Source organism: Cohnella hashimotonis (assembly GCF_030014955.1).
Taxonomy (GTDB): Bacteria; Bacillota; Bacilli; order Paenibacillales; family Paenibacillaceae; genus Cohnella; species Cohnella hashimotonis.
The window spans coordinates 2,751,629-2,764,051 of sequence record NZ_JAGRPV010000001.1 but is presented as its reverse complement, the minus strand read 5'-3'; the positions used below and the strand labels follow the sequence as shown (position 1 = coordinate 2,764,051).

The 12,423-nt window shown below is 57.8% G+C and carries 15 protein-coding genes; 1 reads left to right on the top strand and 14 read right to left on the bottom strand.

All coding sequences use genetic code 11. The features are described 5' to 3' along the window. Positions 1-2: 2 nt before the first annotated feature. The gene (locus KB449_RS11110; protein ID WP_282908431.1) at positions 3-371 is read right to left on the bottom strand and encodes a nucleotide pyrophosphohydrolase; all 369 of its coding nucleotides are present in this window, start codon (positions 369-371) and stop codon (positions 3-5) included. 88 nt (positions 372-459) lie between these two features. On the opposite strand from KB449_RS11110, the gene KB449_RS11105 reads away from it, so the two are divergent. Beyond that, positions 460-1,329, top strand: a complete 870-nt coding sequence (locus KB449_RS11105; protein ID WP_282908430.1) for a YitT family protein — start codon at positions 460-462, stop codon at positions 1,327-1,329. 14 nt (positions 1,330-1,343) lie between these two features. Here KB449_RS11105 and KB449_RS11100 read toward each other — a convergent pair whose 3' ends face one another. From KB449_RS11100 to hisC, 13 genes are all read right to left on the bottom strand, one after another. After that, the gene (locus KB449_RS11100) at positions 1,344-2,198 is read right to left on the bottom strand and encodes a sporulation protein YpjB (RefSeq protein ID WP_282908429.1); all 855 of its coding nucleotides are present in this window, start codon (positions 2,196-2,198) and stop codon (positions 1,344-1,346) included. A 40-nt stretch (positions 2,199-2,238) separates the two neighbouring features. Then, positions 2,239-2,907 carry a DUF1405 domain-containing protein gene (locus KB449_RS11095; protein ID WP_282908428.1) on the bottom strand — a complete coding sequence of 223 codons (669 nt, stop codon included), beginning with the start codon at positions 2,905-2,907 and terminating at the stop codon, positions 2,239-2,241. Between the two features lie 73 nt (positions 2,908-2,980). Next, entirely contained in the window at positions 2,981-3,850 is an 870-nt protein-coding gene (locus tag KB449_RS11090; protein ID WP_282908427.1) for a menaquinol-cytochrome c reductase cytochrome b/c subunit, read from the bottom strand. Positions 3,851-3,869: 19 nt separating this feature from the next. Continuing rightward, entirely contained in the window at positions 3,870-4,541 is a 672-nt protein-coding gene (qcrB, locus tag KB449_RS11085) for a menaquinol-cytochrome c reductase cytochrome b subunit (protein ID WP_090112781.1), read from the bottom strand. Positions 4,542-4,559: 18 nt separating this feature from the next. Then, positions 4,560-5,093: a Rieske (2Fe-2S) protein gene (locus KB449_RS11080; protein ID WP_282908426.1), complete on the bottom strand. Its 534-nt coding sequence runs from the start codon at positions 5,091-5,093 to the stop codon at positions 4,560-4,562. Between the two features lie 243 nt (positions 5,094-5,336). Beyond that, on the bottom strand, positions 5,337-5,759 hold the full coding sequence (locus KB449_RS11075) for a DUF2487 family protein (protein WP_282908425.1): 423 nt from the start codon (positions 5,757-5,759) through the stop codon (positions 5,337-5,339). 156 nt (positions 5,760-5,915) lie between these two features. After that, positions 5,916-6,095, bottom strand: coding sequence for an IDEAL domain-containing protein (locus KB449_RS11070; RefSeq protein WP_090112787.1), 180 nt, complete (start codon positions 6,093-6,095; stop codon positions 5,916-5,918). A 137-nt stretch (positions 6,096-6,232) separates the two neighbouring features. Then, positions 6,233-7,489, bottom strand: a complete 1,257-nt coding sequence (locus KB449_RS11065) for a hypothetical protein (protein WP_282908424.1) — start codon at positions 7,487-7,489, stop codon at positions 6,233-6,235. A gap of 255 nt (positions 7,490-7,744) precedes the next feature. Next, positions 7,745-8,317 carry a histidine phosphatase family protein gene (locus tag KB449_RS11060; RefSeq protein ID WP_282908423.1) on the bottom strand — a complete coding sequence of 191 codons (573 nt, stop codon included), beginning with the start codon at positions 8,315-8,317 and terminating at the stop codon, positions 7,745-7,747. Positions 8,318-8,325: 8 nt separating this feature from the next. Continuing rightward, positions 8,326-8,925: an anti-sigma factor family protein gene (locus KB449_RS11055; RefSeq protein ID WP_282908422.1), complete on the bottom strand. Its 600-nt coding sequence runs from the start codon at positions 8,923-8,925 to the stop codon at positions 8,326-8,328. Further along, positions 8,922-9,524 (bottom strand): RNA polymerase sigma factor, encoded by a 603-nt coding sequence (locus KB449_RS11050; RefSeq protein ID WP_282912793.1) that lies wholly within the window; start codon positions 9,522-9,524, stop codon positions 8,922-8,924. Before KB449_RS11050 ends, KB449_RS11055 begins: the two co-directional genes overlap by 4 nt. A gap of 449 nt (positions 9,525-9,973) precedes the next feature. Continuing rightward, positions 9,974-11,122: a prephenate dehydrogenase gene (locus KB449_RS11045; protein ID WP_282908421.1), complete on the bottom strand. Its 1,149-nt coding sequence runs from the start codon at positions 11,120-11,122 to the stop codon at positions 9,974-9,976. A gap of 3 nt (positions 11,123-11,125) precedes the next feature. After that, positions 11,126-12,223, bottom strand: coding sequence for a histidinol-phosphate transaminase (hisC, locus tag KB449_RS11040; protein WP_282908420.1), 1,098 nt, complete (start codon positions 12,221-12,223; stop codon positions 11,126-11,128). Positions 12,224-12,423: the final 200 nt, after the last annotated feature.

The window sequence follows — 12,423 nt, the reverse complement described above, 5'->3', positions numbered from 1 at the left end:
ATCTACGGGGTATCCGTGTGCTTCTTCGTCCATCTGTCCGCATCGCGCGTACCGAACTTGTGCAAGACGCGCTCGATGGCCCGGGTGAGGTCGATCCCTTCCCGGTTGGCGAAGCACAGGACGATGAACAGAACGTCGCCAAGCTCCATCTCGATGGAATTGTCGGCTTCGTCCGCCTTCTTCGGCTTCTCGCCGTATTTGTGATTGACTTCGCGCGCCAGCTCGCCCGCTTCTTCGGTTAATCTGGCCAGCATCGCGAGCGGAGAGAAATAACCTTCCTTGAATTGCGAAATATAGGCGTCGACGTCTCGCTGTATGTCAGACAGGTGCCGTTCGGCGAGAACAAGGTCCGCGATTTGGGATTCAGCCACTTGTGACGGTCCTTTCCATCGGTTTCTTCTTATGTTAGCTTAAGAGGTCCGCAAAAATCAAATGAATTTCAGCATGGAGGTTTTGCGCATGACTCGGCAAAAGCTATGGGCTTCGGTACGAACATGGAGCATTTTGCTGCTCGGCACCGCCCTTTACGGATTCGGAATCGTATATTTTATCGTGCCGAACCGGCTGATGGAGGGCGGCGTGACGGGCGTAGGCATCCTTCTGCTCTATGCGGCGGGCCTGCCGGCTTCGATCACGACGCTCGTACTCAATCTGCCTCTGTTCTGGCTCGGCTGGCGGAAGCTCGGCTTCCGGGCCATGGTTTACACCTTCGGCGGAACGGTGTCTTTATCCGTATTTTTATGGCTCTGGCAGACGATGGTCGATCATGGATGGCTTACGCCCTTTACGACGCAGCAGGACTTCATTCTTGTCGTGCTCTATGCCGGGGTGACGCTGGGCGCCGGGCTGGGACTCGTCTTCTACGCCGGCGGGACGACGGGCGGCGTGGATATCGTCGCGCGCATCGCCAACCGCCGCGGCGGGGTCAGCATGGGCCAATTCATCTTGCTCATGGATGTCGTTATCCTCGGCACCTCGCTCATTTTTATTCCAAAGGAAAAAGTCCTTTATACACTCGTGAGCGTTTTTATCTCCTCGCGCGTCATCGATTTCGTACAGGAAGGCGCTTATGCAGCCAAGGCCTTCACGATATTGTGCCGGGAGCCCGAGAAACTGGCCAAACAAATTACGAGCGAACTCGAGCGCGGCGTCACCCTCATGAACGCGGTCGGCGCGTATTCGGGCGAGAGCAGGATGGCCGTTTACTGCGTGGTCAGCCGGTTTGAGGTGCGCAAATTAAAAAGCCTTGTCCGTCAGCACGACAGACAGGCTTTTATCGTGATCGCCGACGTCCACGACGTGCTTGGCGAAGGCTTTAGAGAAGAATAAGCATATTGCCGCGCTTATTTATTGCGCCGCTCTCCCCGGTACTTGCGCCATCCCGAATAAGTCAGCACCGTGAGGATAAAAGCGCCGATCGCCGAGAAAAATCCGGCAGGCGGCGCAGCGGCAAGAGAGCCCGAAGTCGGCGCCTCCGCAGCCGGCGGGTACAGTCCCTCGATCGCAGCCCCGATCCGGGGCGCGAGCTCGGCCGCCAGAGACGGATCCGGCGCGTCCGCGGAAAGGATCCGTTCCGCATAGCGAATGACGGCATCCGCGCGTTCCGCCTGCTCCCCTCTTCCGGTCGCGACGACCGCCGTCCTTATCAGTCCGTAATGGCCGCTTAAGGAAGTCAGCCGCTCCTTCGCTTCGGGACTCGGCCTGTCCCCGGCGCTTGTGATGGCCGTACGAAGCGCTTCCGTATCTTCGCGCATCAATCTGCGATAATCCAGCCATAACCCCTGCCCGTTCGGAGATACCGCGTCCGCAGCCAGTCTCAGCGATGCAGATGCCCCGTACACCTCTTCCGCGTCCGGAGACAGCGCGGATACAGCTCGCCGCATCCGTTCCATGGCGGCAGCTAGCGCAGCAGTTGCCTCGGGCGCAGGCAAGCTTTTGGAAGGGACCGAGAGCAGCGCTTCTTCCGCCTGCGTAACATTGCGCAGCACGACAAGCGGATCGCCGTCGCTCACGGATCTGTAAAGGCTCTCCGCCGCCAAGCGGAAACGGTCGACCGGATCTCGCAGGAGCTTCTCGCCGTCTGCAGCAGCGGCCTGTCCGCCGAGCAAGGCCTCAAGCCATAAAATCAATAAGGCTGCCGCGAGTGCGCGGCGCGACATGCGTATGCGTATGCGTATGCGTACACCGTTCATCGACATGGACATCCCTCCTCTAAAAACTATGAAGGGATGTCCATCTTTAGACCTCGCCCCGGACCGAGGCAGTTCGTCTGACGCGTTGATTGGCAAACGATACGACGGCTGCTATGCCGATACTGAAGATCGTCAGTGCAAAGGTGAATATCGCCACGCCAAGCAGCCGGTCGTCGAGGGACTGCGGCAGGCTCGGATACACACCGAAGCTGTAATCGACGGTATCGTTGAGCAGCGTCCACGCGGCTGCGATGCCGAGCGCAACGGTCCCGTACAGGAAAAAACGGCCGTAAACGACAGCGCATACCGCCATGGACATATGCGAGACGATGAGCATCCAGTCCTGCCAAACGATCGGGCTGCCATAGGCTGCACTCGCGAAAATGATGATTGTCGCCCAGATTCCGTATTTAATAGAAGTGACGACTGCGAGTGCCTCGATGACGCCCCGCACGCCTGACGTCAGCTTGCTTGCCCCCGTGCCTAAAGGCGACAGCCAGAGCCATAACGCCGCAATCGTAAAGAACGCCGAAGCCGTCGGACTGTCCGGCACGAAGGGCAGCTGCCAGGCAGGATGCGTCTGCATCGTGTCTACCAGCTGGTTTTTGTACCAGTAATAGCCGTATATCGTACCGAACACATAAAAGACCATGAGCAGCGTCATTACCCAATTTTGCGTCAAAAAGCGGCGCGACAGCAATACATTCAGATCCATTCAAGCACCTCGGCCATCTCAAAAATCTGGAAAAGGGCCTGACCATGCCGGTCAGGCCCTTTGATCGCAAGTCTTATTCGGTTGCGGCCTTCTGCTTCGCCAGCCAAGTCGCGACCTTGTCGATCTCTTCGTCGGAAAGCGTACCCTTGAAGGCAGGCATCCCGTCTTTACCGTTGGTGACGATCTCTTTGATCTGATCGTGATTCAGCGTGTCGCCGATTCCCGCCAGCATCGGACCGACTTGACCTTGCAGCTCGGTGCCGTGGCAAGCGATACACTGCGCCTTCATCGTGACGGAGAACGCTTCGTCCTCAGGCGCGACCAACGCAGGCACCTTTTCCTTGCCGTAGATGTAACGGCCTTTACCCTCGGCGATCTGCTCTTCGGATTTCATCTCCCGCTCGATATGCTCGGGGATGGTGCCGTTCGCTTCAAGCTCCTTGGTGTAGTGATGCCACGATACCCAAGTCAGGTATACGCTGGCGATCAACGTCACGAACATGAGCGAGCTTGCGATCGGACGGCGATAGAATCTGCGCTCCTTGCCCGTATCGAGGAACGGAGCGAGGAATAGCGCGCCGAACAAGATCGCCGGAAGTCCAATCGTGCCGAGCACGATGTAGTTCTCGGACGTGTACGGATACTTCAGCAGCTGATAAATGAAAAGGAAGTACCAGTCCGGCATCGGAATGAACGCGCCGTTAAGCGGGTTCGCCGGATAGCCGAGCGGAGCGGGCTCCGCGATCGTCAGCGTCAGGAAGCCTACGAGCACGACGACGCCCGCCATCCATTCCTTCAGCAGGAAGTTCGGGATAAACGCTTCGGACTTGCCGGGAAACGCCGTGTAGTCCGGCGGAGCCGGCTTGTCCGGGTGCGGCTTGCGAATGCGCGAGTCGCCTACGTATACGATCTTCTCGTTAGAATTGCCTTTACCATGTGCCAATGCTTGCCACTCCTCTCTCTTACAGCGGCCCGGAAATGCCCTGTTTGCGAATCATGAAGAAGTGTGCGGCAAGCAGCGTGAGCAGCACGCCGGGCAGGAAGAACACGTGAATCGCGAAGAATCGAGTCAGCGTCTGCGCGCCGACGATCGTGCCGCCGGCCAGCAACTCCTTGATATATCCGCCGATCCACGGGACCGAACCCGCAATCTCCATGCCTACCTTGGTTGCAAAGTATGCTTTGTTGTCCCACGGAAGCAGGTAACCGGTGAAGCCCAGTCCCAGCATGACGAAGAAAATGAGCATCCCAACGACCCAGTTCATCTCGCGCGGCGCCTTGTAGGAGCCGGTAAAGAAGACCCGAAGCGTATGTAGGAACATCATAACGATAACGAGGCTTGCGCCCCAGTGGTGCATGCCCCGGACGATAACGCCGAAGGCGACCTGGTGCTGCAGATAGTCGACGCTGTAATACGCGTTGATGATATCCGGCACGTAGTACATCGTAAGAAACATCCCCGAAAGGATCTGGATGACGGTAATAAAGAACGTCAGTCCGCCGAAGCAATATACGAACGCGGAGAAATGGTGAGCCGGGTTAACATGCTCAGGCACCTCGTGGTCCGCGATATCTCTCCACATCGGCGTAACATCGAGACGTTCGTCAATCCAGTTATACATGCCTTTAAACATGGACGAGACGCCCTCCTTCTATACCCGTGTGTTCGATTCAAGCGGTCCGAGATATACCCAGCCGTTCTCTACCTTGACTTGGTATTCGTCAAGCGGCTTCGGCGCCACCTTGAGATTTTTGCCGTCTTTTGTATATCTTGCACCGTGGCAAGGGCAGTGATACAGATCCGGCGCTTCTTCGCCGCTCCAGCTGATCGTGCAGCCCAAGTGCTTGCACACCGGGGACAGCGCGAAAATCTTGCCGTCGTCGCCCTTCGCTACGAAAGCTTGGAGCTTCGGGTCGCTCTCGTACCACCCGTCGACCTGGTGAACCTTGAAGTCGATGCTCTTCGGCTCCTTGGTCACGTCTTTCTCCTCGATCGCCTTGACGAAAGCGGTCTCAGCCTTCTTCTGCAAAAGCGGGTCTACAGCGAAGCGCAGCATCGGGATGATCGCGCCGCCCGCCATGAATGCAGTAGCTCCGCCGAGCGTATAAGATAGAAATTGACGTCTTGTCATTTCATTGCGCTTGATCGGCTTATGCGAGGTTTCGTGCTGCTGATTGTGGTCCATTTTTTCTACCCCCTTTGCCCACCAAAATCGCGTCCGATACGGACTTTCACCTTTTGTTCACAAGGACATACCTATAATATCCCACGTGTCAAAGAGCGTCAAGAATTCCAGTTCCCGATTTGGACACATCTCGGAATTGCACGAACTAAAATGTTGTCATTTTGTCACATTTAACCGAGGCTGAACATGCATTTGTTATGCCCCGTTCCATCGATCCTATTCAGCCCGCGGTTCCGGACCGGTTCAAGCCTGCGCCGCCCGCTTCCACATTTCCGACACGCTTCGTCGCAGCGTTTCTGCATCAGGCTCGCTCACTTCTTCCGTCGGGCAGGCGAAAAGGTCCGCCGACGGCACGCCCGTCTTGTCCCAGCCGGACTTGCCCGACACGACGATCACGAATTTAAAGCCGCCGGACTTGAGCCGGGCACAAACTGCGTCGAGCGGCGCTTCATCGCCCGGGCCGACATAATGGTGGGCCGGATAGGTGACCGTCCTGCCCTTGAAAGCCGATTCGATCGGCGCAAGCCAATCTCCCGCCGCGCCGACGAGCTCGGCCGCGTCCGGAGGCCGCTCCCCGCCTTGCAGTCCCGTCACGGGAATCACCGCGGTGTCCAGATACGGCTGCAGGTCGCTCCAATTGTTTTCGTCGAACTCGCTGAATCTCATCGCTACTACCTTCCTTCCTTGCTTCCTTCCGCATGCTTCCTCTATCCTAACCGATTTGGGCGCGCATGCAAGCCATTTTTTGTCCTGGCCCCCGTCCAGCAAAAACAGACTCGTCCCGTCGCGGGAGCGAGCCTGCCTGATTAGCCGGCGGCTGTCCTAATGAAGAATGGCTTTGAGCTCTTCGGTCAACCGCAGGAACGATTCGGAATCTCCTTCTTCGAGCGCGTGGTCGATCTCGCCGTACAACTGCTCCTTGCGGTATTTACGCAGCGCCTCGTCAAGCGTCATTTCGGCCGCGAGGCCGAGCATCGTCTCGTATGCGATTCTAATGTCCATGGGTTGCCCTCCTGATCTTCGCAAGGCATCCTTCTTCTATGTATGCCCCGCGCGTATTTAGCGGTCTCTGCCGCAACGTCAATTTTATTGTTTGGATCCATATGTCGATAAGGATGCCGGCAAGCGCCGGTTCTCTTTCAAATGGCGCCGTACGACCAGGGCAGCGCATCCTCGAATCCGACCTCGCTCCCCGCCACGAGCACGACGCCTTGCGGCGTCATCGTGACGACCGCCTCTCCCATTGCCGATTCCCCGAGCCTTAGCAAACCCAGATGAAGCATCATCGCCAGCGTGCGTTGTTCGAATACGCTTTTTTCCGAGTCGTAATAGTAAGGCTTCACGAGCGGAAGCAGCGTTGTTTCAAGCGACGAGACGGTTACCCAAGAATGCCTCGACAGCCGCATGACCCACTGGGCCAGCGCCTGCAGATTCGGCACCGGAAGCTTGTAAAGACGCAGCCAGAACCGATACAAATCCGCGGGATCGCATGCGGCACTGCCGTCTGCCATCTCCCTTCCCCGCTCCGAGAGCCGCAGTTCGCTTTCTTCTTCAAGGAGCAAGCCGGAATAGTAGGCATAGTCGTAGAGCAGCGAAAACCGTTCCGGATATTCCTTGAACCGCCGCCCGTATCCGAAGCGGAAAGCCGTCTTGGCGGGCGCCTGCTCCATCACCGAGAACGTGTCGAGCAGCTGCTGCAGCTGCCTCTTGTAAAGGTAGCCTTCGGTTGTCAGCGGCGTATCGTAATCTCTGACATACTTGAGCATCCGGACGAGGTCCCCGGCCATCATGCCTCGCTCGTCGCGATAGGCTTGCGGTTCGTCGCGAAGTTCGACTGTTAGTCGAAATTGATCTTCAATGGCGCCGCACAGCTTTTTTTTCACGTCCTCCGGAACATGGTACAAATACCGCGTCTGCTGTGTAATGCCTCCGAACAGCCAGCCATAGCGCTTGAACCTGGCGATCGCGCTTCTTCTTTCGTCAGCGGGACTCTTCGGCTCCTCCGGCTTTTTGGCTTTTTTTCGTGTGCCTGCCGACGCTTTTTTTGAGCTGCCGTTCTCGCCGGCGGCGCTGGGTTTGGCCATGGCCGTCTGCGCCGTCGGCTGCTGTCCGCCTGCATGAGAAGGTGCGGCGTCTGCCGCAAGCGCGGCTCTTGCGGTCAAGTCCTCCAGACTGTAAGCTTCCCGCTTCTCGAAAAGTAGGGAGTTTAGAAACCGAAGATCGCCGATACTCATTTCTTCGACGCGCCGAGCCAGCACATCGCGCCGTTGCACGGCGCTCAGGATCGATTGGATCAGCTCGTTTTTGGAATGGCTGCTGCACTCGCATTGATAGACTTCCGCGATGCCGGACAACTGCGCGATGTCCGCATAGCTGAGCATGTCCGCCAGATTCATCGGAATCCCTCCTAAAACCGCTGATAGGAGCAGTATCGTCGCGATGCCGCGCATTTAAACGTAACCGCCGCGCAGGCGGCGCGCGCAAAAAAACCGACCGGCGTAAGCGGGTCGGTTCGGGATTATGCATCGTGCCATTCGCGTGTCGCGCCGATAACAGTCCTTCAAATGCAGTCCTTCAAAGTCTTCCCTCCGAAACTAGCATGAAAAAGGCTGAAAAAGGCGGCCATAAGCAATACGCGAATCCAGATCACGTCATCTCAGGTGCGCCGTGCAATTATGGAGCGTAGGCACCCAACCGGCGTCCTCGCGCTCCACGATCGTCAACGACAGGTTCGCGATCCGGCTGTCGTCCACGCCGCTGTCAAGCGCCTGAAGCAGTTGAGCCAAAAAGCTGCCGTGCGTCACGACAAGCCAGCTCTCGCCGGGATGCCTCGCAGTGAACGCCTCTACGAAAGCCAAGCCTCTGGTCCTCACTTGCGCATCGGACTCCTGGCCGGGAACCCGTCCGCGCCAATCCGCGCCCCAACGCGCTACGCGCTCGTCCTCCGTCGTGCCCTCCGCTTCTCCGAAGCTGCGTTCGCGCAGGAGGACGTCGCTTACGAGCGGCAGTTCCAATCGCTCCGCGATCAGTTCGCCCGTGCGTCTGGCGCGCATCAGGTCGCTGCATACGATGCCGTCCCACGTCGCAGGCTCCCTACGAAGCCTGTCCGCCAGCAGAAGGGCTTGCCGTTCGCCCTCCGCGCTAAGCGGGATATCCGTCGCGCCCTGAATCCGGCCGGCTATATTCCAGGAAGTGACGCCATGCCGAACCAAGCCGAGTTTCATTTTGCCGCTCATCCTTTTTTTAACCTCGAATACCAGTTTACGATAAGAAAGGCCGCCAGTACGCCGAGTACCGACAGCATAATCCAATAGCCGGGCATCGCAGGCGACGAATTCAGCACAAACGGATCGCTCATGCGGGAAACGGGCATGTCGATCTGGAGCGCGCCCCGCATTTCGCCCGTACCCGCAGCTTCCATAATGCCCGCCGATTGCGTACGGCCTGCGTGCATGCGGTCATAGAGCGTGAGCAGGATGCCGCTGCAGCAAAGCGCCAGCAGACACGCGACGATCGTGACGACCCTTCGGCGGAACGGACCGGTAAAGGAGTAGGCTCTGCGCGCCGGCGGCAGCAGCCAACCGTCCTCCGCATAAATTCGGCTCATCACGCTGACGTTGACCGCCTGGGCGGACTGTGAAGGCACCGAATAGGACTCTTCGAGCGCAACCTCCCGAATAAGCGCCGTGCTCTCCTCCCACCAATGGAATTCGGCTGCGCAAGACGGGCAGCCCGCCACATGCGCATCGATCTCCCGCCGCTGCGGATCGCCCTCCTCGAGATCCCAGTACGATTCCATCTGCTGCTGAACGTGTCCGCACGTCAGGGTCATCTTGACTTCAACTCCTCGTAAACCTTCATCAGGGCCGGCTCCGGCTCGTGAAAGTACTTTTCCAATTGAATCTTCACACTGGCTCTGGCGCGGAACAATAGCGACTTGACCGCGCTTACCGTCTGTCCAAGGATGCCCGCGATCTCCTGGTAATCTAGCCCTTCGTACTCTCTTAGCACGAGCGCGGAACGCTGCTTCTCGGGCAGGTTGTTGATCGCCTCCCGCACCAGCGCGACTTTTTCGTTGCGGAGCAGCGTCTGCTCAGGCGCCGCTTCATAAGGCGCGAGCGGCACATAAGTCGTATCGTCAAGCGACAGATGGGCCGCCTTTTGCTTGCGCAGCTCGCTCAGCACAGTATTGCGGGAAATCGTATAAAGCCAGGTGGAAAACGAAGCGTCTACCTCGCGGAAGGAATGCAGGCTCCGGTAGGCCTTGTAAAAGGTCTCCGAGCACAGGTCCTCTGCCAGCATCTCGAGCTTGGCGCCGCGCAGCATATGATAAATAAAAGATAAAATCTTCTTCTGATATTTGGCCATCAACTCGGAATACAATTCCGCGTTGCCTTCCTTGATTTCCCGAATCAGTTGAGAATCGGTCATCATTTTAACGCGACCTCCACCTTCCGGGGGACGTCTTCGGCCTGGCATAACATTATACCGGCGCTCGGACATAAAGTTGCGATTGCAGCCAAAAGAATCACGGCTTCCCCAGTTTTTTACATAAGATATCGTCATTGTATCATAGTACGTCTAGGTAAAGAATTAAATTAGCCTTAAAAATTTCTCAATATTACGCTTGTAAGCGGCGAATTGGCGTCAAACGAAATGAATAACATGTCCAATTCTCGTTTTTTATACCGTTTAAACGGCAAAAAAAACACCGCCACGAGGGGCGGTGCCGAATGCACGAAGCATTCAGGATTAGGATAGGAGTGGAGAGAAACCATACTGTACTTTTATTATATGTATCCGTTTTCATATTGTCAATAAGCGTTTTCATTTTTTATAAATAAAAAATGCAGGGTCGTTTGACCCTGCGGATTTCAACGTTAAAAATAGACCGAGTACTGAAGGGACCGGAGAAGCTCGACAGCGCGCTCGAGATCGTCGCCGTGGCGGAAGGACAAGCGCAGCACGCCTGGCACGTCCTCCCTGCTCTCGATGATGTGCAAATTGCTGAGATTGATGCGAGCCTGCCCGAGCTCCGTCGCGATCCGGCCCACGATGCCCGGCTGATCCGGCACGTCGACATAGCATTCGTGCAGCGAAGTGATCATGCCCTTGCGACGCTCGGGCAGATTGTCGCGGAACCGGCCTGCGCTGCCGAACCGCTCGACGATGCCGGCGCCTTCCCGCTCCTCGAGCAGCCGTTCGAACGAAGCGATCTCGCCACGCCAATCGGCCAGCAGCTTGAGCAGCACGTCTCGGTTGCCGAGCAAAATATCGCGCCATATGTACGGATCGCTGGATGCGATTCGCGTGATATCGCGAAATCCACCCGCGGCCAGACGCCGGTACAAGTCGTTCGATTCATTGTAGCCCGCAATCTGATTGACCAGCGCGACCGCGATAATATGAGGCAGATGGCTGATCGCGCCTACGATGTCGTCGTGAAGGCCCGCTTCGATCTTGACGATATTGGCCCGCGTCCAGCGGAGCAGCTCCTCGAGCCGCTCGATCGCCTCGGGCGGCGTGCCAGGCGAGGGCGTCAGCACATAGAACGCATTCTCGTACAAGTCCGGCGTGGCGGCTTCGACGCCGGAGCGCTCCGAACCGGCCATCGGATGACCGCCGATGAAGACGGCGCCGCTTAGCTTAAGCCGCTCCGCGCAGCTTACGACGGACGCTTTCGTGCTGCCGACGTCCGTGATGATGCAGCCGGGCTTCAGCGGCAGCTCGGACAGTCGCTTCAGATAGTCGTCCAGCATGCCGACCGGGACGCACAGCACGATGACGTCGGCGCCGGCCGCCGCCACTTCGATCGAAGTCGTCGCCTCGTCCACGACGCCCAGCGCCAAATATTTGTCGACCGACGCCGCGTTCACCGAATGACCGACGATAGTGAGCCCCGGCTTGCCCTTCCAGCACAGCGCCAGCGAGCCGCCGATCAGCCCGACGCCGAAGATGGCGATCCGCAGCGGAGCTGTTCCGTTTGGAGTCGTATGCAACGTTTCGTGAACGGCTTTGCCTTCGATCATACCCTACGCTTGCACCCCGATTTCCTGCAGAACGGCTTCAAGCGCTTCCGCGACCTTTGCGTTCTGCTCCGCGCTGCCGACCGTGATGCGAATGCGAGTCGGGTAACCGCGCTGGCCCGCACGGATGATAACGCCCTTGCGAAGCAGGGCATCGAAAACTTCCAGGGAAGGACGCTTCACGTCGACCATGATGAAGTTGCCGTGTGCAGGGAAGTAGTCGAGCCCCAGTCTGTCGAACTCGCCGCGCAGAAACGCCAGTCCTTCGCGGTTTGCCGTGCGGCACCGCTCGAGGAATTCGTCGTCGTTAAGCGAGGCGAGCGCTGCCGCCTGGCCGAATCTCGACGTATTGAACGGCTCGCGCACCTGGTTGATCGAGCGGATCAAACCCGGCGCCCCGATGCCGTAGCCGATGCGCAGCGAGGCAAGGCCGTAAATTTTCGAGAAAGTGCGCAGCAGAATCAGGTTCGGGTAGCGCTTCAGCAGCGCCAGGCCGTCCGAATAGGACGGATCCTCCACGTATTCGCAATAGGCCTCGTCCAATACGACGAGGACGCGGTCGGGCACTTGATCGAGGAACGCCGTCAGTTCTTCGTCGCTGACGATCGTGCCCGTCGGGTTGTTCGGATTGCAAACCCAAACGATTTTGGTCTTTTCGTTAATTTTATCCAGCATCGCCGGCAGATCGTGCTTGCCGTCCGCGAGCGGCACTTCGATGCTGACGCCGTTTTCGATCGTAACATTATGCTTGTACTGCGGAAACGTCTCGACGGCCATCACCGTCTCGTCGCCCGGCTGCAGGTATGCGCGCGCGATCATCAATATAATCTCGTCGGAGCCGGCGCCGAAAATAATCTGGTCGGCACCCACGCCCGTGCGCTTGGCGATTGCGTTCGTCAGCTCGACGGCCGCGCCGTCCGGATAAATGCTGATTTGCTCAATCTCGCGTCGAATCGCGTCGGCCGCCTTGGGAGAGCTACCGAACGGATTTTCGTTGGAAGCCAGCTTGATGACCTCGTCGAGGCCAAGCTCCCGCTTTACTTCTTCGATCGGCTTGCCTGGCTGGTAGACGGGCAAATCGACGATATTCGGTTTGGGCTGCATAGGATGGTTTCCTCCCTGGCTTCATCATAAAGGACGGAGCGATTGTCCGCTCCGTCCCTAGAACAACATGCCTCTATTGTGACATATCTCTATGTCGCTGTACAGATGCAAAGCTTTCAAACAAGCAAGCGCGCCTCTCCGTCCGATCGGAAAATCGGCTCGCCCGCAGCCGCCTGACGAGAACTAGCGGCCGCTCGCCG